The organism is Bacillus sp. FF-1 (assembly GCF_028548245.1).
Lineage (GTDB): Bacteria > Bacillota > Bacilli > Bacillales > Bacillaceae_G > Bacillus_A > Bacillus_A paranthracis.
Window position 1 is genome coordinate 103,122 of sequence record NZ_JAQQGG010000005.1, and the last position, 18,668, is coordinate 121,789.

At 36.9% G+C, this 18,668-nt stretch carries 21 protein-coding genes; 3 read left to right on the forward strand and 18 right to left on the reverse strand.

The annotated features are described in order from the left end of the window. Position 1 precedes the first annotated feature (1 nt). Positions 2 to 487, reverse strand: coding sequence for a VanZ family protein (locus PQF83_RS17925; protein ID WP_001080698.1), 486 nt, complete (start codon positions 485 to 487; stop codon positions 2 to 4). 110 nt (positions 488 to 597) lie between these two features. On the opposite strand from PQF83_RS17925, the gene PQF83_RS17930 reads away from it, so the two are divergent. Then, positions 598 to 822 carry a DUF1659 domain-containing protein gene (locus PQF83_RS17930; protein ID WP_000257701.1) on the forward strand — a complete coding sequence of 75 codons (225 nt, stop codon included), beginning with the start codon at positions 598 to 600 and terminating at the stop codon, positions 820 to 822. Between the two features lie 67 nt (positions 823 to 889). After that, on the forward strand, positions 890 to 1,105 hold the full coding sequence (locus PQF83_RS17935) for a DUF2922 domain-containing protein (RefSeq protein ID WP_001197597.1): 216 nt from the start codon (positions 890 to 892) through the stop codon (positions 1,103 to 1,105). A gap of 19 nt (positions 1,106 to 1,124) precedes the next feature. Here PQF83_RS17935 and PQF83_RS17940 read toward each other — a convergent pair whose 3' ends face one another. After that, positions 1,125 to 1,523: a DUF4359 domain-containing protein gene (locus tag PQF83_RS17940; protein ID WP_000747726.1), complete on the reverse strand. Its 399-nt coding sequence runs from the start codon at positions 1,521 to 1,523 to the stop codon at positions 1,125 to 1,127. Between the two features lie 194 nt (positions 1,524 to 1,717). Between PQF83_RS17940 and PQF83_RS17945 the strand changes: the two genes are divergently transcribed. Then, positions 1,718 to 2,224, forward strand: a complete 507-nt coding sequence (locus PQF83_RS17945; RefSeq protein ID WP_000997432.1) for a competence protein ComK — start codon at positions 1,718 to 1,720, stop codon at positions 2,222 to 2,224. Positions 2,225 to 2,279: 55 nt separating this feature from the next. On the opposite strand, the gene PQF83_RS17950 is transcribed toward PQF83_RS17945, so the two are convergent. The 16 genes from PQF83_RS17950 to PQF83_RS18025 all read right to left on the reverse strand — a co-directional run bounded on the left by PQF83_RS17950 (position 2,280) and on the right by PQF83_RS18025 (position 18,633). Continuing rightward, positions 2,280 to 2,750: a sigma-70 family RNA polymerase sigma factor gene (locus tag PQF83_RS17950; RefSeq protein ID WP_000801289.1), complete on the reverse strand. Its 471-nt coding sequence runs from the start codon at positions 2,748 to 2,750 to the stop codon at positions 2,280 to 2,282. 217 nt (positions 2,751 to 2,967) lie between these two features. Further along, entirely contained in the window at positions 2,968 to 3,636 is a 669-nt protein-coding gene (locus PQF83_RS17955; RefSeq protein ID WP_000449615.1) for a Yip1 family protein, read from the reverse strand. A gap of 16 nt (positions 3,637 to 3,652) precedes the next feature. After that, entirely contained in the window at positions 3,653 to 4,351 is a 699-nt protein-coding gene (locus tag PQF83_RS17960) for a Yip1 family protein (protein ID WP_000387989.1), read from the reverse strand. A gap of 112 nt (positions 4,352 to 4,463) precedes the next feature. Beyond that, entirely contained in the window at positions 4,464 to 5,666 is a 1,203-nt protein-coding gene (locus PQF83_RS17965; protein ID WP_000054372.1) for an ABC transporter permease, read from the reverse strand. After that, on the reverse strand, positions 5,663 to 6,343 hold the full coding sequence (locus PQF83_RS17970; RefSeq protein ID WP_000631616.1) for an ABC transporter ATP-binding protein: 681 nt from the start codon (positions 6,341 to 6,343) through the stop codon (positions 5,663 to 5,665). The genes PQF83_RS17965 and PQF83_RS17970 overlap by 4 nt, the downstream gene beginning before the upstream one ends. Continuing rightward, entirely contained in the window at positions 6,340 to 7,533 is a 1,194-nt protein-coding gene (locus PQF83_RS17975) for an efflux RND transporter periplasmic adaptor subunit (RefSeq protein WP_000249042.1), read from the reverse strand. Before PQF83_RS17975 ends, PQF83_RS17970 begins: the two co-directional genes overlap by 4 nt. Positions 7,534 to 7,772: 239 nt before the next feature. Next, positions 7,773 to 9,107, reverse strand: a complete 1,335-nt coding sequence (locus tag PQF83_RS17980; RefSeq protein ID WP_000477605.1) for an MFS transporter — start codon at positions 9,105 to 9,107, stop codon at positions 7,773 to 7,775. 19 nt (positions 9,108 to 9,126) lie between these two features. Then, positions 9,127 to 10,161 (reverse strand): ABC transporter substrate-binding protein, encoded by a 1,035-nt coding sequence (locus tag PQF83_RS17985; protein WP_001225631.1) that lies wholly within the window; start codon positions 10,159 to 10,161, stop codon positions 9,127 to 9,129. Next, positions 10,158 to 10,940: a DUF3919 family protein gene (locus PQF83_RS17990; RefSeq protein ID WP_000826595.1), complete on the reverse strand. Its 783-nt coding sequence runs from the start codon at positions 10,938 to 10,940 to the stop codon at positions 10,158 to 10,160. The genes PQF83_RS17985 and PQF83_RS17990 overlap by 4 nt, the downstream gene beginning before the upstream one ends. Before the next feature lie 66 nt (positions 10,941 to 11,006). Then, positions 11,007 to 12,437, reverse strand: a complete 1,431-nt coding sequence (locus PQF83_RS17995) for a HAMP domain-containing sensor histidine kinase (protein WP_000054049.1) — start codon at positions 12,435 to 12,437, stop codon at positions 11,007 to 11,009. 11 nt (positions 12,438 to 12,448) lie between these two features. Then, a complete protein-coding gene (locus PQF83_RS18000) occupies positions 12,449 to 13,120 on the reverse strand; it encodes a response regulator transcription factor (protein ID WP_000699558.1) in 672 nt (223 codons plus the stop codon). 122 nt (positions 13,121 to 13,242) lie between these two features. Beyond that, positions 13,243 to 14,235, reverse strand: coding sequence for a UDP-glucose 4-epimerase GalE (galE, locus tag PQF83_RS18005; RefSeq protein ID WP_000095013.1), 993 nt, complete (start codon positions 14,233 to 14,235; stop codon positions 13,243 to 13,245). Positions 14,236 to 14,325: 90 nt separating this feature from the next. Continuing rightward, the gene (locus PQF83_RS18010; RefSeq protein ID WP_001034197.1) at positions 14,326 to 15,138 is read right to left on the reverse strand and encodes an SGNH/GDSL hydrolase family protein; all 813 of its coding nucleotides are present in this window, start codon (positions 15,136 to 15,138) and stop codon (positions 14,326 to 14,328) included. Between the two features lie 98 nt (positions 15,139 to 15,236). After that, positions 15,237 to 16,145, reverse strand: a complete 909-nt coding sequence (tagU, locus tag PQF83_RS18015) for a polyisoprenyl-teichoic acid--peptidoglycan teichoic acid transferase TagU (protein WP_000727146.1) — start codon at positions 16,143 to 16,145, stop codon at positions 15,237 to 15,239. Positions 16,146 to 16,256: 111 nt separating this feature from the next. After that, positions 16,257 to 17,282 (reverse strand): GDP-mannose 4,6-dehydratase, encoded by a 1,026-nt coding sequence (locus PQF83_RS18020; RefSeq protein ID WP_001107054.1) that lies wholly within the window; start codon positions 17,280 to 17,282, stop codon positions 16,257 to 16,259. After that, positions 17,257 to 18,633, reverse strand: coding sequence for a UDP-glucose dehydrogenase family protein (locus PQF83_RS18025; RefSeq protein WP_000276550.1), 1,377 nt, complete (start codon positions 18,631 to 18,633; stop codon positions 17,257 to 17,259). Before PQF83_RS18025 ends, PQF83_RS18020 begins: the two co-directional genes overlap by 26 nt. Positions 18,634 to 18,668 lie beyond the last annotated feature (35 nt).

The window sequence follows — 18,668 nt, forward strand, 5'->3', positions numbered from 1 at the left end:
ATTAGCTCCTTTTTCTATTCCAAAACCAATTACTTATTATAATCCCTGTTAATCCGCCGCACGTATCTAGCAATGAATCTTGCCACATCGGTGTACGACCTCCCGTAAACCATTGATGAATTTCATCAAATGTTGCGTATCCCGCAACGAAAAGGAGAGCGTATATAAAACACCTTTTTCTCGAACAACCTGATCGATGAAAAGCGTAATACGTCAATGAACCGAGCATAAAGAACACCATAAAATGAGCACCTTTACGAAGGAAAAACTCAATAAATCCGCCTACACCTTTATTTGCAATACTAACAGGTGTACCACCGCCGTAATCGATAGATACCCATGAAAAATGCTCTTTCACAAACTCCACATTTACATATTTTTCAATATCCGAACGCATATCCTGCTTTTTATACGGTTGTGCCGAGGAATAGAAAATCAGGCCCATCCATAGTAAAACAGGAATCCAAAATAACCATTTACGATTCATTCTTCCGAAACCCCTCTCTTATTCTTTTAAGAGTACCAAAAAAAAGAATAAATTTCACGCCAAAACATGACATTTGCATCCTATTTATATAGTGAAAGGGGGTGATAAACATGGCAGTCGAAACAATCGTAATGGATTTAACTTTACGTCTCGTCTTAAACAATGGATTAGATAAGAATGGAAAAACAGTTTTTAAGAACAAACAATTTAAGCGCGTAAAAACAAACGCAAACTTAGAGAAAGTACAAACCGTAGCTCGTGCTCTAGCTTCTCTACAAGCATCACCACTTCACGCTGTACAACTTGTTAGCACATCAGATCTTTCTAACCTTTAAGGTGGCAATGTAATCAGTGGGGATGCCCCCACTGATTACAAGATAAATAAAAAGGAGGAATCAACGTATGCAAGTACTAGAATTAATTTTCGCGAAAGAAGATGGAAAAACAGTTGTCTTTTCTATCGAGAAGCCGATCACACCTATTGATGCACAAGTCGTAAATCAAGTAATGGATACGATCCTTGCCTCGTCTGTATTTTCATCAATTAATGAAAATACCCGAAAAAAAGGAGCTCGTCTCGTAGAAAGGACTGTATCTGAAGTTCCTATTACCTTATAGACAAAAAGACGAATCTGCATCATTTTGCAGATTCGTCTTTTTTCTTCGGCATTTCAATTGGAATAAAGATTTTTGAAAAACCGACGCATACATATTTATAATGTTCTCCGCCGATATCAAATTCCGTCTTATATGTTGAGAAGAATATATAATCATCTCGCTTCGTATAATGATCGATTAATAATCCAACTTGTGGCTCAACATATTTTTTCGCCAACTTCTTACCAGCCGATGCTAAATCGCCAAGGAGACCCTCTTCATTTTCCTTTTGAACTTCATCTAGCTTCTTACTTACATCATTACGTTTCATAAACTGCTTTGCTGCCCAATCTGTATATTCACCTTTACTCGGATTACTATTTGCTAAATATACTAGAAGAACAACAACTAGAGCCATAATAATATACCTTTTCTTCATACTATCTCACCGCCTACTCTTTTCTATTTTCATATATATGTACAAGCGATGCAAATTAGAAAGACTATCATCTATTGATTGTAAACGAATAACCAAAGTTTACAATACGAAACAGAATATTAACAATCAATTTACTTAATTAGTATATAATTATATCTAGAATTATCACTATTTATAAAGGGGGAGTCAAATTTATGAATGACGAAAATGCTATTATTATTTCTAATTCAACAATGATGTTAGAACCTTGCAAGCACCCTTCTTATTACACAAAAGTGATCGACAGTAGTGGGAACCATCTTTACTCCTGTCAAACCGCTCTCCAGCTCATAAAAAAATCTTGTTTAACCAATGTTCACTCTACTTATCAAGGCAGACGGAAAGCAGTTCAAACAAACTTTCATTTCAAACAAAATGTCCCGATTCCAATTAATCATCGAGAATATATTTGTGCTTTCCCAACAGAGTCTCCTTCTTCTCCAAACTGTATATGGCTGTTTTATAACCATATAGATGACATAGAGTTTTTCAAAAAAAGTAAAAAAGCTACCATTCATTTTTCAAATGGCACAACTACAACTATACATATCAGTCCCCATAAGTTAAAACAACAATTATTAAAAGCTGGATATGTATTATCACGTATGAACATGCAAGATTCACTACAATTCAAAAACCTCTTATTACATTTACTACCTTAACAAAATAAGTAGAATGGAAAGCAATATCTCTTGCCTTCCATTCTTATGATACTATTTATCCTCTTAAGCTATTTCGCATTTTCTCAAGCGCCTGCCGATATATCCACCTCACTTGATAATAGGTCATCTCTGTCTCTAAAGCGATTTCCCCCATCGTCTTTCCTACAAAAAAACGTTCAAAAATAATATACTTCTCCTTCTCATCTAATACACTCATAAAATCCTTCACTTTCATTTCAATATCTTCAAAACGAAAGATATCCTCATACTCTCCTACACATACACACTTTTCTTGCACTGTGAATTCTTTTTTCAACCTCTCTAATATATAACCACGTACCGTTACAACTGCATATGCAGGAAAGCTCCCTTTCTCCGCATCAAACTTTTCATACGCATGCCAAAGACCGATTAACCCACATTGATAATACTCTTCATAATCTTGATAAATCCCTAACTTCTTTATTTGATTCACAATCATACCTTCATACAACACAACTGCCTCTTTAAAAGTCGCTGGTTTCACACAGTACCCACTTCTAAAAGGTATACCTCTTTGTTATTCCGCCGGTACCTCCACAATATAAAAATAAAGAGGGGAATTCACTGTGAGTAATTTTAAATAGTATCGCTGAAATTTGAAATTACAATGGGTAGAATTTGAAATTTTGTTGGTGCTATTTGAAATAAGGGTAAAAATAAAAAAGGTGACTCCGAAGAGCCACCTTTTTTATTTTATTTCCTTATTGGAACATACCTTGTAAAGCTCCCATTCCAAGAGTTAAGACAAAGAAAACAATAGTAATAATTGTTGCCTGTTTTTTAGTTAAGCCTGCTGTAATTTGAAGACCTAACCATGTAACCACATATCCCCAAATTGTAAACACTTCAAATTTATCTACAATACCTTTTACAACACCACTACTCGAGGCGAAAATTGGTCCTAGGCCAGTGTACATTTCTTGACCCGATCCGCCTAAAATATAGGCTAAAATTATATTTATTAATACACCAATTAATGTAATAACACTTGAATATACAGTAATCGCCAATAATTTTTTATAAGAAGTATCATTGCTCATAAACACCATTAATACTTTATACACCACAGCACTTATTAAGAAACTAAACCCCATACCAAGGGCACCTACACCGAATCCCATACCATATGTCATTCCAGCTGAAACAGTAACACCTAGTTCCTTATTAAGCTTAATAGCTTCAGGTGTTAGAGAATATACATAAGCAGCAAATCCCCCAACAAGTCCACCTAATAAAACAAGTATCCAAAATGCACCCCAAACTGCATTACTAGTCTTCATTCTCTCAAACTGTTCACCTGGAGAAGTAATCATTCCAAATAATGATGGCTTTTTTGAACCTGCATCTTGCGTATTAATATTCGTTTCCATTATAACGCCTCCTTATTTATACTAGCATATTTGGTAAAAATGCCGCAATTAACATAACAATTGCTGCTAAGAATAATGCTTTAATGATAAATAAAACGATAATCGGAATAGCTGCTTTTACTTTACTTACTCCCGCTGTAATTTGTAGTCCTAACCAAATTAAAACGATATTCCATAAATAGAACACTTCAATTGTATTACCGATTCCATAAGCGAGTGAACCTTGCTCAAATAGTGGTCCTAAACTTGTATATGCATTTGGTGCTTCACCTAAAATTAAAGCTATAATTCCATTAATAAATCCACCAATAATAACAACAATGTTCGCATATACAATAATCGTTACTAGTTTTTTATAAGGGGTATCATTCCCATAGAACATCATAAATATTTTATAAATAGCTGCAACAATGAACGTTACCAGCATACCACCTACAGTACCCGACACAAGACTGGAAATAACATCAGATGTCAGTGAACTCTGTCCTGCAAATTCACCTAGTTCTTTTTTCATTTTCACCATCTCAGGTGACGTATTCGTAACGTACGTAGTAAGACCACTTAAAAGCCCCTGTAATATCGCCATTAAGAAGAACATACCCCAAACTTTCTCGCTCGTCTTCATTCTCTCAAACTGTAAACCAGGAGAAGTAATCATTCCAAACAATGACGGTCTCTCTCCGCCAGCTTTTTGTGTATTCACATTAGCTTCCATTATACGCCTCCTTCTATGTATATAACCCGTTCTAACGGGCGGTTCACTTCCTCATATAGAGGCTACGAACCGCCCACTAGAACGGTAGTGTATAGTTCTACTACACTAGTAATTACTCATAACGTAATGCTTCAATTGGATCTAATTTCGCAGCTTTGTTTGCTGGAATTAATCCAAAGATAATACCAAGTGTCATAGAGAACAGTACGCCTCCAACGACAACTTCCCATGAAACGAGTGGTGGCCATTTTGCGAACGTGGAAACGATATATGCTCCGCCATATCCAAGACCAATTCCGATCAAACCACCTAGAAGTGTTAACATAACTGCTTCAATTAAAAACTGTAATAAAATTTTACTACGCGTTGCCCCAAGTGCTTTACGTATCCCAATTTCGCGCGTACGCTCCGTTACAGATACGAGCATAATGTTCATAACGCCAATACCACCAACGACTAATGAAATACCCGCGATACCACCGATAATCATCGTCATAATATTAGTTACCTTAGAAACATTTTCTTGGAATTCTTTTAAGTTTACCAGTTCATATTTACCTGGAATTTCACTTGGCTTACGACTATTTAATACATCAACAGCCTGTTTCCCAGCTGCTTCTAAATCGTCTACATTTTTAGCTTGAATTGCGATGTTTTGAATCTCATCTGTTCCGTATAAAACAGGCCATAACGTAAGAGGGATTAGCGCTTCTTCCATTTCAAATCCCATAAACTCATTATCAGAGGTATACACACCAACAATTTGCATTGGCTGCCCCTTCATCTCAATAATTTGTCCAACTGGGTTTACGTCCTTAAATAACGTTTCTTCTGTTTTTGTACTAATCATCACAACGTTATTTGCATGAGTAATATCTGATTCACTTAAAGTACGTCCCTTTACGACCTTTACTTTATTAACTGCAAAATATTCATTATCAAGACCAATAACATTCAGATTTGCCTTTTTATCATTTACATCAAGCACCTCTGAATTCCGGTTTGTCGTAATAACGTGTGAAACATCTTTCACTTGTTTTACTTCCAAAATATCCTCTTCCGTTAACTTTGGCATTTCAAATCCACCCATAGCAAACTCATCATTAATATCTGGTTGAAATTGAATTGGCATAAGATTATTACCACCAGAACCTGCGAATTTCGACTTCAGCATTGCTTCCCCGCCTTGCCCAATTGCAACGACAGTAATAATAGAACCTACCCCGATAATAATACCGAGCATCGTAAGAGCTGAACGCAGTTTATGAGCTAAAATAGAAGATAGGGCAATTTTTATACTATCTAGTAAACTCATACCGCACACCTTCTATCTTCTGTAATTTTCCCGTCTCGCAGTACAATGCGTCGGGAAGAATACGCTGCTACTTCCTCTTCATGCGTAACCATAACAATTGTTGTACCTTCCGCATTAAGCTTCGTGAAAATATCCATAACTTGCTCACCAGACTTCGTATCAAGTGCACCAGTCGGCTCATCGGCCATAATGAACGTTGGATTATTCGCAATCGCTCTTGCAATTGCGACACGCTGCTTCTGTCCACCTGACAATTCGTTCGGTAAATGATGTACGCGGTCCGCTAATCCAACTTTACCAAGCGCCTCTAAAGCACGCTGGCGACGTTCTGCTTTCTTTATGCCACCATATACGAGCGGAAGCTCAACATTTTCGACTGCTGAAAGACGCGGCAGCAAATTAAAGTGCTGAAACACAAAACCGATATATTCATTACGAATTAAAGCAAGCTTTGACTCGTCTGCTGTTAAGATATTCACATCATTGAGCATATATTCGCCTTCTGTTGGACGATCTAAACAGCCGATAATATTCATAAGCGTTGACTTACCAGAACCAGACGGTCCCATAATCGAAACGAACTCCCCGCCTTGAATTGTTAAACTAATACCATGCAAAATCGGCACTGCCAATTTCCCTTGATAATACGTTTTAGCAATATTATTTAACGTAATCATTTCTCTTTCACTTCCATTCCGTCATACACATCGTCGGAAGGATTTTTAACCACCTTTTGCCCCACTGTTACGCCTTCAGTAATCTCTGTCCAGTCTCCATCAGTAGAACCTTTTTTCACATTCTGTTTGCGAAGCTTCCCTTTATCCTCAACATAAACAAATGCATCATCGTCTTTTTCTACGATGCTCTTAGTCGGAACAGCAACCATCTTCTTATTCTCTAAATTTACTTGCAGAGAAACGTGATAACCTGGAGATAAACCATCTTGACTATCAAGACTTGCTTTATATGTATATTGAGACATATTTTGAGTCGCTTCACCCATACCGCCAGCTTGCGCCATCTCTGCACTCGTTGGGAATTCACTTACCTCTGTAATTTTACCTGTCCACTTCTTCTTATTATTTGCTTTCGCAGTTACAGTAAATGTTTGATCCTTTTGAATTTGTGATTTTTGAAGCTCCGTTAACGTACCTTGAATTTGGAATGGATCTTTAGAAGCCACTTGTAAAAATGCTTTCCCTTGACCACCTAACGCTTGAGATGAACTTTGCGCCGCATCTTTATCTAACTTTTGAACGACACCAGCAAAATTACTATAAATCGTAAGCTCTTTCTGCTTTTTACTTAACTCTTCTTTCTGCAACTTCCCTTTTTCTTTCTCAAGATCAGTTGTCTTTTGCGCTATCTCTAACTCACTTACTTGCTCTTCCATCGGATCTGTTACTTCTTTCCCAGCTCCGCTATCTTTCGCTTTCTTAATTTCTTTCTTCAGCGAATCAATTTTCTTCTTCCCTTGATCATAACGCATATCTGCCATCTTCTGATCAAGCTCAGCTTGCTTCATTTGAAGATTAATCTCTTCATTATCATAAGAGAATAACTTCGCACCTTTCTCAACCTCTTGTCCTTCTTTTACCTCAATATCTTTCACTTTTCCTTTGGCCGGATCCGCATAAAAACTTTCAATATTCCCAGGTTTCACCTGACCAGAAATTAACTTCGTATTATTCAGCTTACGCTCCGTTACCTTCTCGAAACTTACAGCATCAGCAGATGTTGATGCCCCCTTCTTCTTCCCTTGCATTACAAAAATATTAACTGCTGCTACAATAACAATTAGTGCAATAACCCCGATAATAATCCATTTCTTCTTCTTGTTTGGAGTACGAACCGTATTTGGTACCATATTCTCTCTCCTTTTTATAACTTAATAGTTTAATATAAAATTGTATAAAACTTTCTGAAAACGAATTACATATTATTACATTCTTTTTACAAAGTTTTACACATCCATTTATATTGTAACAAAAATTCCAATGATTAGAAATATGACATTATGTCTTTTAAGATAGATTTAAGGAAAGATTATCTTAATATAAGAAAAGCTATCCAAAATAATAATTGGATAGCTTTTCAAACAAAATATTACGCTGCTTTAGGCGCTTTGCTTTCATGTCCACGTTGAACAATGAACAAGAAGATTGTTGATAAAATAGCACCTGTTAATAGTAAGATGAAGCAACCATCCCAGCCAGAACGATCAACAATAACACCAATTGCTGCGTTTGCTACAAGACTTCCGCCTACGTAACCGAACAGACCACACATACCAACTGTCGTACCTACTGCAAATTTCGGTACTAATTCCATCGCACTTAAACCAATTAAGAATTGTGGTACATAAATTAAACAACCGATAATAGAAACTGCAATACTTACAACAAGTATGCTAGTTGCTTGCCAATATACAAACGTACCAATAACAACTCCGACCATACTAATGATACATAATGGCATACGTTTTCCTTTAAATAATTTATCACTTAAAAGACCAACGATTAATGAACTTGGAATTGCCATACCTTCAAAGATTGCGTACGCCGCATGTGCTTCATTTTTTGAGAAACCTTTAACTGTCGTTAAATAAAGTGGAACCCAGTTAATAACGCCGAAACGAATTAAATAAACGAATGCATTTGCAATACATAAGAACCATACAAATTTATTTTTCACTACATACTTCATTAAAATTTCTTTTGGTGACATCTTGTTAGCATGATCTGCTTTTTCAAGATTTTCATAGTCATTACGATACTCATCAATTGGAGGAAGACCTTCTGATTCCGGTGTATCCTTCGCATTAATCCAAACAAGAACTGCAATTACCATTGCGATAATCGCTGGGAAAATAAACACGCCGCCTTGCCAATGGTTTTCACCAAAAATACCTACACCAATTCCGACAAGTGGTGGCACAAGCATTCCACCAACGTTATGTGAAATATTCCAAAGACCTGTTTTCGTACCACGTTCTTTCTTCGAGAACCATTTCGTCATAACGATACTACAAGGAGGTGCACCCATACCTTGTACAATACCATTCACAACAAGTAATGTAACGATCATCCCAAATGAAGATGCAAAACCGAAGCAAATATTTACAAGCCCTGATAAGAATAAACCGACTGCGATAAAGCGCTGGGCGAAAGCTTTATCTGATAAATTCCCCATAAAGAACTTACTAAATCCATAAACAATTGCCATTACTGAACCTAGTAGACCAATTTGAGCTGTACTAAAACCATATTCTTGTACTAAATACGTACTTGATAACGTAAAGTTACTACGAACTAAATAATAAGCAGCATATCCAACTGAAATTCCGATTAACACACGAATACGTAGTAATCGATATACACGGTCGATCATATCCGCAGGCAATCTTTCAATTGCAGGTGCTGGCTTGAGCCATTTAAACATATTCTTTCGTCTCCTTTTCTCACTTCTGAGAGAGACGTTGTCTATTCCATATCTCGATTATTCCACTATTTGATATATGTTGGTTTGTTCTTCTAACCGGCTGTCCTTCTATTTCTTTCTCGTTCTTCGTAAACATCGTTGGTACGCCAAACGAAACCTTTTCTAAAATGTGACCCGCTTCTTCTGATAAACAATAATCAATAAATAAATCCGCAATAATACCATTCGGTGCACGCTTTAGTTTCGAAATCGCATTAACAGATAGCCCTGTTTGCTCAGGTACGATACTTACAACTGGAAAGCCTTGTTTTTGAAGCATTCTTTGATCTCCCATAAAATTGATGCCTATCATATATTCACCACTCGCAACAAGCTCTACTGGCATGTAACCATTCACCGTTACTTCACCAACTTGCCCTGCAAAGTTCTTAACATATTCTTTCGCTTTCTCTTCACCTACAGTATCAATAAGTGATTGAAAAAACGTATAAGCTGTTCCTGAAACATTTGGATCTGGCATAACAATCTTTTCCTTATATACTGGATTTAATAAATCTTGCCACCTTGATGGATAAGGAAGTCCGAGCGGGGCTAATTCTTCGTTCCACCGCTCTTTATTAATCGCAATTGCCAGCTTCTCTACTTCATAACCGTACCAATAGCCGTCTTTATCTTTAACAGTTTTTGAAATACGGTTCGCATGCTGGCTCGTAACAGGAATAGATAGGTTTTTTTGCTTCATCATTTGATGCGCGTCTACCGTACCGCCAATAATAATATCCGCTTTCGGATTTCCAGCTTCCTCTTCTACCCTCCGAAGAAGCTCTTCTGTCGAAAGACGAATAAATTCATACGTACAGCCGCGTGGTTTACAAAATGATGAAAGCAACGCTTCCCCAACTTCCTCGCGAGCCGCTACATATGCAACAAGATGACGATCATTCAAAATAGGAAGACCACTTTTATTATATTTAATAGAGGTTGTATCTCGAGAGCAACTAGACATCGCTCCTCCAATTACTAGCAAAAAGAAGAAAAAGGCTATCTTTCTCATGACACATTCTCCTTTACAAATACATTTGCGAGGGAGCTTTTCATATACATGACATTCCCATTATTATCACCGAGATATTGCACAACAAAATACGATGGATACACAGAAATAGTAAGAATGTCTTCACGCTCATTCTTTATACGCTTACCAGTTTTATAAGCGGTAATATAAGCGATCGGTTCATTCTGTGATTGTAATAACTTCTGAATTTCTCCGTAATCTGTAATTTGCTTTGCATACCGAATCGAATCAAGTATGTGCGTAACATTCACCGCACGTTCTACATCACCTTGGCGTACTATGACATCCTGTGCTGACGCAAAAAAATCATGAATACGTTCCGGTGTGTAATACAGGCTTAACAAATACGTTTGCAATGCTGAAATCATTGGATCCGTACCATTCTTTCCGTACATATCAGCCCCGTACTGGAACAAGTCACCTACTGCAAAAGTACGTTTCTGACCATTCAAGTACGTTACTTCTCCAGTAAATACTTGTTCTTGATTCTTAGCTTCACTCGGATTGATTTGAATTCGGTCAAAGAATGAAACAATCGTATGCAAACGAACTTCATCCGTTATAACAATTTCTCCCCACTTTTCATGCCTAACCTTCATTTCAGTAGGCAGGGATTCATTCACTCTTTGTAAAACAGCTTGTTTGTCATTCACAATTGTGATCCGATTATATATTTGCTTCTCCATCACATAAAACAAAATAAGAGAAACAATGATACAAAAGACAAACATAAGAATTTGAAATGATAGCCTTTTCATTTCTGCCTACCTCCAAGATAAAAAAACGTTGTTTCGAAAATACCGCATAATTGTTTCATAAATGTATCATTTAACCGCTTTCAAGTTTTTTATGTCTTCCATCCGTCTCGGAAGTAAGAATGTAATAAATATGGTAGTACCAACCTCTTCACTACTCTCAATCCGCATACTTCCGCCCTGCTTATTCATAATCTCCTGACAAATATACAAACCATACCCATTCCCGTAACTAGAAGAAAGTACCTTCCCTTCTGGCGATTCATTCCACTCTGCCAGCACCCCTTCATCGATACCAATGCCATCATCATGAACAAACACCTTCGCCTCACGCTCATTTACAATGACATTCATACGAATTTGCGTAGCATCGCTATATTTTATCGCATTATCAAGTACGTTTAAGAAAATCTGTTTCGTCTTATCGAAATCGGCAACAACATATACATCTGTTAACTCATTGATAACTTCAATCTCAAACTTCTGCAGACGAGGTTTCACGATTGAAACTGCTTCTTCGGCTAACTCCTTTATATTCACAACTGTAGGTGATATTTCAAACGTACTCGTTCCGTACTTTGAAGACTTAAGTAATTCCTCTACAAGTGATAATAAGCGCTCACTTTCTACAGCTACATAACGCAAGCTCTCCTGTACATCTTCCTTCGCCTTTAACTTCGGAATTAAATCCACATAGCCAATAATCGCCGTTAGCGGTGTTTTTAGCTCATGCGTAATACGGTCTAAGAAATCTTTCTGCTTCTCTTTCTCCTCTTTCAATTGCTTAATATGTAGTTCAATCCCATCAGCCATCGCATTAAAAGACGCTGAAAGCTGCGCAATTTCCACATATTCATTTAGCTCAATCTTACTTTTATAATCACCATTCGCAAGCCGGTGCGCCATTTGTCTTAACTGATCAATCGGCTTATGAAGAGACTTCGCCAAACGAATTGCAAAGAAAATACCTGCAGCTACAAGACAAAGAGACGTCATTAAAAACGTCCAACCAACATTTGTTAAAACTTCCTTCTCACCCGTTAACTCATTTATAAAACGAACACTACCAATGACATCGTTTCCATAATAAACCGGGCTTGAAAACAAAAGAATTGGAGCTGGGTCTCCCTCTTCAAACACATAAGATTTCTTTCCCTTCAAGGAACTCTCGATATCAATATTCCGATGAAGAAGCGCTCCCTTTTGCGTATCCGCCACAACATCTCCATTCTTCCCAATCATCTGTACACGGACATCCATGCGCTTCGCTAAATACGAAGCAATTAAAAGTGAATTTGGACCGAGCGTCTCGACCTCTGCTTCCTTCTCTAAATAATTCATCGTATAAATTTGTGCTTCTACACTTAACTTTTCTAAAGAATTTGCCGCATTATGATACATATTCTTTTCTAACGTAATATAAACAACTGCGTACAAAAGGACAAAAATCGGGATTAACAGTCCAACGATTCCAAACACCATATTTCTTTTTAAAGACATACCATCACCACTTAACAATCCAGTTTATAGCCAACGCCATAAATCGTCTTAATATATTCCCCGCTCTTCCCGAGCTTCTTCCGCAGTCTTTGCACCATAATATCAACCGCTCTCGTATTTCCGATATACTCAAATCCCCATACCTTCTCAAGCAACTCATCTCTCATAAATACACGTTGCGGATTTGAAACAAACAACTGACATAAATTAAACTCTCGGTACGTTAACTGAACCTCTTGTCCACTCACATGCACCTTTCTTTCCTTAGGACAAATCGTTATCTCTCCCGCCCCGATTACTTCATGGCTTACCGTTACCTCTTTCTTCTTCACGCGGCGCGCCATATTCTTAACCCGAAGAATAAGTTCCGCATAATTAAATGGCTTCGTCACATAATCATCAGCGCCCAGCTGCAAGCCAAGCAATTTATCATTCATCTGACTCTTCGCAGTTAACATGAGCACTGGAATATCCCGATCCTTCTCCCGGAACAAACGAAGTAACTCATACCCATCTGTATCCGGAAGCATAACATCCAAAATCAAAACATCCGGCCCTTCCTTCCATCTCTCTAAAGCTTCTTTCCCATCAGCCGCCGTAAGTACTTCATACCCTTCCATCTCAAGCTGCATCCGAATCAAATTACGAATACTCGATTCATCATCAACTACAAGTATTTTCATTATTCTCCTCCTTCCATCTCGTATTATAAGTACATTTTAGTATAGCAAAAATCTTATAAAAAAAGAGAGGGTATTGTCGAACATATGTTGAACGACAATACCCTCTCCTTCACTTATTAGTCTTACTTATCATACCCATTAGGTTTCTTCTGATGCCAATTCCAAGCATGCTCAATGATTGTCTTCACATTTACATACTGAGGATCCCAACCTAACTTCTCTTTCGCTTTCTGAGAAGAAGCAACTAAACGTGCTGGATCTCCCGCACGGCGCGGTGCTACCTCAGCAGGAATTTCATGATTTGTAACCTCACGAACTGCATCAACGATTTCTTTTACGCTGAAACCATTACCATTTCCTAAGTTATAGAAATCACTCTCTCCGCCGTTCTGCAAGTCTTTAAGACCTAAGAAGTGAGCTGCTACTAAATCTTCAACATGAATATAATCACGGATACAAGTACCGTCTGGTGTATTATAGTCATCACCAAACATCATAATCTTCTCACGTTGACCTAACGCCACTTGCAATACAAGAGGAATTAAATGCGTCTCTGGACGGTGATCTTCCCCAATAATACCATTTGGAGTTGCACCCGCCACGTTAAAGTATCTGAAAATCTTATAACGTAAATTAGAAGCTTGGCTATACCAATGAAGCATCTTCTCGATTGCTAACTTCGTCTCTCCATACGTATTCGTTGGATTTGTCATCGTTTCCTCAGTAATAAGGTCTACATCTACCTCACCATACGTCGCCGCAGTAGAAGAGAAAATAAACTTATCTACCTTAAACTCATCCATTACCTCTAATAAACAAAGTGCACCATACACGTTATTATTATAATATTGAAGAGGCTTCTCCATACTAACTCCAACTAAAGAATCAGCTGCGAAATGCATAACAGCCTCAATATTTTCTTGTGTAAACACATCTCTTAAAAATGCTTTATCACGAAGGTCACCATTATAAAACTTCGCACCTTCCGTAATTGCATCCTCATGACCCGTTTGCAAGTTATCTACTACTACTACAGATAAACCTTCGTCTACTAATTTTTTCACAGCGTGAGAACCGATATAACCAGCTCCGCCGCAGATTAGGATTGAACTCATTGTCTTCCTCCTACTATATATTAGGATTTTTTATTCACTCTCTTATTATAAAAGGTATACGATTGCTCGTATACCTTTTGTGTACCTTTATTACTTAGCAACGAAATAATCCGTTACATATTGTGCCCAAACTTCATGACCTTTAGCAGTTGGGAAACCAAACTCTTCTTTTAAGTATGGTAGGATAGCCTTTGTTGTTGCATCTGGCCACGCTCCCCAATGATCAATATATGTATAATTATTTTGCATCGCAAATTGCTTTAACGCCTCAATTGCCTTCGGATAATTCTTCGCACCATACACTGGGTTTGGTGGCTGAATCATAATCGTAGCACCCTTCGCACTAGTAGAAAGTGCTTGTACAAATTTCTGCGTACTCGGAACTGAGTTTCCATTACCAGTCTTACCATTGTCGGTAATAAATGGTGGCTCGAATAAAATCACATCTGGATTTTCTTTCGCAATCTCTTTATCACGTTTATTCGCAATTAACTCTTCTGTACTTTCACCCTTATATTCCTTTACCGTCACATTCCATAACCCTTTACCATAAGAAGCATCTAGGTTAGCAGTTAACTTAGCTGCCCAAGCATCTTTTGCAGATGAAGAAGCTTCATCACCAACAATAACAAGATTTACTGCCTTTTTATCCTCAGCAGCTTTCTTTACCTTCTCTTTCACTTCATCTGGTAAATTCTTCGCATATGCTTCATTAAAAGATGACTTTGCATCTTGTTTCTTCTCTGCTTTCTTCGCCCCACTATCTTTCACTTCAGACTTCGTTACCTCACTCGTCTGCCCTGTCGCATTTGCAACCTTCTTATTCCAATATAATTTACCGCTCACAACCGAAGCGACAAACAATACAAAAATAACTAGGACAAGTACTGCTTTCTTATTCATCGATTCACCTCATCTATTATTCTCACAACATATAATACTAATATAAATTCACGCAAAAATAAACCCAACTCCTACCAAAGGAGTTGGGTTATTACATATTACTTAGTCACTTCAAGATGCGCTCTTAACTTATTCGTTAAATCTTGTTTCGCTGCATCTGGAACATAGTAGTACCAAATACCATCAGCGGCTTTGTGACCGTCACCTGGAATTTGAATATCCTCACTATTTTTCAAGCAATCTTTATAATTCTTTTGCATATCAAACATTTGATCTTGTGTTAAGTTTGTCTTCACATTCTTTTGAATCGCTGTTAACACATCACCGTAGCTTGATAAAGAAGAGAAGCTTGCACCTTTCTTAATAACAGCTTGCATCACTTGACGTTGACGCATTTGGCGTCCGAAGTCTCCGCGAGGATCTTCTTTACGCATACGTGTGAATGCTAGAGCTTGGTCACCAGTTAAGTGGATATTCCCTTTTTGGAAGTGCTTTCCTTCTAGAGAAAACTCTAAATCATTATTTACATCTACACCGCCTACTGCATCGACAATATCCTTAAATCCTTCCATATTCACTTCAATATAGTAGTTAATAGGTACATTTAAGAACTTTTCTACAGTTGCGACAGACATATCTACTCCACCAAATGCATAAGCATGGTTGATTTTATCACTTTTACCTTTTCCAACAATTTCAGTATACGTATCACGAGGAATACTTACAGTTTTCATTGAATTATTTTTAGGATTTAAAGTGATAACCATTAAAGAATCTGAACGCCCTTTATCTTCACCACGTTCATCTGCTCCTAATAATAAGATTGATACCGGTTCAGATTTATTGATTTTTTCTTCTTGTTTATTACCTTCATCACGCTTTAATGGTTTATGAACTTCATCTAATGTTTTTGAGACTTTGGAATATACATTATAGGCATATACTCCACCACCTATAATTATTACTCCTATAATCCCTAATATCCATAATAGGATTTTCTTTTTCATTGCTATAGACCTCTTCTTTCCGTTACTCTTAATTTTTCCAGATAACACAAATACTAATTTAGTCTATTATACTAGGAATGACATTCTATAACTAGCATATAAGGATTTTAATTACTTTACTTTATAATAATCTACATACCAATTGGTAAACTCTTGCAATCCCTTTTCAATAGATGTCTCTGGTTTAAAATCAACAGCTTTCTGCAATAAATCCGTCGATGCATAAGTAGCCGGTACATCCCCTGGCTTAATAGGTTCAAATTCTTTTTTAAACTCTACTGTTCTTCCTAAGGAGTTACTCAAGGCTTTCTCTAATGCTTTAATAAATACCATCAACTTTTCAGGGTTATTATTACCAATATTCAATACTGTATGCTTTACATCTTCTATAGGTGGATTGCTTAAAAGACGTTGAATCCCCTCAACAATATCATCTATATAAGTAAAGTCACGATATAAATCATTTTCAAAGTCACCATTATTAAATATCTTAATGGATTCATCATTGAAATATTTATTTGTAAAACCAAAGTAGGCCATGTCCGGACGCCCCATTGGCCCGTACACTGTAAAGAAACGCAATCCAGTTGCAGGAATCTTATACAAGTGACTATACGTATGTGCCATTAACTCATTTGATTTCTTAGTAGATGCATACAGTGATACTGGATTATCTACAAAATCTGTTTCCTCAAATGGAACCTTTTTATTAGCTCCATAAACAGAACTAGATGATGCATATACAAGATGATCTACTGGATAATGTCTACATGCTTCTAGGATATTATAAAAACCGATAATATTACTTTGAATATATACATCTGGATTTTCAATTGAATATCTCACACCAGCTTGTGCTGCTAAATTCACTACAATATTTGGCTTGTACTCTTCAAAGAGTTTATCAATTGTATCCTTATCCGAAATATCGCCTTTAATAAAGGTAAAGTTCTCATATGGTTTAAGGTTCTCTAAACGGGCGTATTTCAGATTCACATCATAATAATCATTTATATTATCAATACCTATTACTTGACAACCCTGTTCTAGTAGTTTTTTAGAAAGAAAGTATCCTACAAAACCCGCAGCCCCAGTAATAAGATATACTTTACTAATATCTAGAGGTTTGTAATTCAATATTCTTCAACTCCTTCATACGTTCTCTACTTGTTGATTTTCTGCCAATAGAATGATACTCTATCCCGGTTTCTTGCATAGTTTGAACATCATAAATATTTCTTCCATCATAAATTAATGGTGTTCTCATTAATTTTTTATAAATCTCTGGAGTTAGTGCTTTCACTTCTCCCCACTCGGTGAAGATAAAGCAAACATTCGCTCCTTCTAAAGCTTGTTCAATATCTGTAACGTATGTGATATTTCCGTTCTTATTTCTTCCCTCTGGATACACTTTCGCAAAGTTATTGACACCGACTGGATCAAATGCATAAATATCTGCACCTTGCTCTAGTAGTAGAGGAATATTTTCAAGAGAGGCAGCTTCTCTTAAATCGTCTGTACCGGGTTTAAACGTTAGTCCTAATACTGCCACCTTAAGACCATTAAAAGTAATTAATCTTTGACTCGCTTTTTTGTATAATAAAGTCTTTTGATCTTTATTCACATCAATTGCAGCCTTTATGGTTCTTAGTTCATAACCATTTTGTCGCGCTAAATACTCTAATGCTTTAGTATCTTTAGGGAAACATGAACCACCAAATCCAATGCCTGCATTTAGAAATTTACTTCCAATACGCTCATCAAAACTCATACCTTTTGCAACATCTTGAATATCCGCACCAACTAGCTCACAAAGGTTCGCAATATCATTCATATAAGAAATTTTAAGAGCTAAGAAATCATTGGAAGCGTACTTAATCATTTCAGCGGATCGTCTATTAACTGAAACGATAGGTAAATGAAAGGGCTTATAAAGATTCATTAATACTTCTTCTGCCCATTTACTTTCAGTACCGATAACAATTCTTTCTGCATATAACGTATCATGAACAGCGGAACCTTGTGCTAGAAACTCTGGATTTGATGCTACCTCTACTTTAACGTCATTAACTAAAAAGTCTTGAATAAACTGCTCCACTTTATCATTTGTTCCAATTGGAACGGTTGATTTTACAACAACAAGACAATCTCTTTCTACACTTTCAGCGATTTGTTTTGCCACGGTTGCAATATATGAAAGGTTTGCAGAACCATCAGCTTGTTCTGGAGTCCCAACTCCAATAAAAATAGCATCTGCATCTTTGTATGCTGATTTATAATCCGTTGTATAATTAATTCTTCCTGCAGTGTAATTTTTCTGCATCAGTTCTTCTAAATCCGCCTCATAAATGGGTGAAACCCCAGATTTCATTAATTTCACTTTTTTTTCATCTATATCAACACAAGTTACTTGATGCCCAACTTCCGCAAAACATACACCTGCTACTAAACCTACATAACCTGTGCCGGCTACTGCTATCTTATACATTAATAAACCCCCTTAGAATATAATTTGAAACAAGA

What these genes read in the sequence shown, in the direction of transcription:
- PQF83_RS17925 (WP_001080698.1), bottom strand. Translation starts at nt 487, where the DNA reads ATGAATCGTAAATGGTTATTTTGGATTCCTGTTTTACTATGGATGGGC.
- PQF83_RS17930 (WP_000257701.1), top strand. Translation starts at nt 598, where the DNA reads ATGGCAGTCGAAACAATCGTAATGGATTTAACTTTACGTCTCGTCTTA.
- PQF83_RS17935 (WP_001197597.1), top strand. Translation starts at nt 890, where the DNA reads ATGCAAGTACTAGAATTAATTTTCGCGAAAGAAGATGGAAAAACAGTT.
- PQF83_RS17940 (WP_000747726.1), bottom strand. Translation starts at nt 1,523, where the DNA reads ATGAAGAAAAGGTATATTATTATGGCTCTAGTTGTTGTTCTTCTAGTA.
- PQF83_RS17945 (WP_000997432.1), top strand. Translation starts at nt 1,718, where the DNA reads ATGAATGACGAAAATGCTATTATTATTTCTAATTCAACAATGATGTTA.
- PQF83_RS17955 (WP_000449615.1), bottom strand. Translation starts at nt 3,636, where the DNA reads ATGGAAACGAATATTAATACGCAAGATGCAGGTTCAAAAAAGCCATCA.
- PQF83_RS17960 (WP_000387989.1), bottom strand. Translation starts at nt 4,351, where the DNA reads ATGGAAGCTAATGTGAATACACAAAAAGCTGGCGGAGAGAGACCGTCA.
- PQF83_RS17965 (WP_000054372.1), bottom strand. Translation starts at nt 5,666, where the DNA reads ATGAGTTTACTAGATAGTATAAAAATTGCCCTATCTTCTATTTTAGCT.
- PQF83_RS17970 (WP_000631616.1), bottom strand. Translation starts at nt 6,343, where the DNA reads ATGATTACGTTAAATAATATTGCTAAAACGTATTATCAAGGGAAATTG.
- PQF83_RS17975 (WP_000249042.1), bottom strand. Translation starts at nt 7,533, where the DNA reads ATGGTACCAAATACGGTTCGTACTCCAAACAAGAAGAAGAAATGGATT.
- PQF83_RS17980 (WP_000477605.1), bottom strand. Translation starts at nt 9,107, where the DNA reads ATGTTTAAATGGCTCAAGCCAGCACCTGCAATTGAAAGATTGCCTGCG.
- PQF83_RS17985 (WP_001225631.1), bottom strand. Translation starts at nt 10,161, where the DNA reads ATGAGAAAGATAGCCTTTTTCTTCTTTTTGCTAGTAATTGGAGGAGCG.
- PQF83_RS17990 (WP_000826595.1), bottom strand. Translation starts at nt 10,940, where the DNA reads ATGAAAAGGCTATCATTTCAAATTCTTATGTTTGTCTTTTGTATCATT.
- PQF83_RS17995 (WP_000054049.1), bottom strand. Translation starts at nt 12,437, where the DNA reads ATGTCTTTAAAAAGAAATATGGTGTTTGGAATCGTTGGACTGTTAATC.
- PQF83_RS18000 (WP_000699558.1), bottom strand. Translation starts at nt 13,120, where the DNA reads ATGAAAATACTTGTAGTTGATGATGAATCGAGTATTCGTAATTTGATT.
- galE (WP_000095013.1), bottom strand. Translation starts at nt 14,235, where the DNA reads ATGAGTTCAATCCTAATCTGCGGCGGAGCTGGTTATATCGGTTCTCAC.
- PQF83_RS18010 (WP_001034197.1), bottom strand. Translation starts at nt 15,138, where the DNA reads ATGAATAAGAAAGCAGTACTTGTCCTAGTTATTTTTGTATTGTTTGTC.
- tagU (WP_000727146.1), bottom strand. Translation starts at nt 16,145, where the DNA reads ATGAAAAAGAAAATCCTATTATGGATATTAGGGATTATAGGAGTAATA.
- PQF83_RS18025 (WP_000276550.1), bottom strand. Translation starts at nt 18,633, where the DNA reads ATGTATAAGATAGCAGTAGCCGGCACAGGTTATGTAGGTTTAGTAGCA.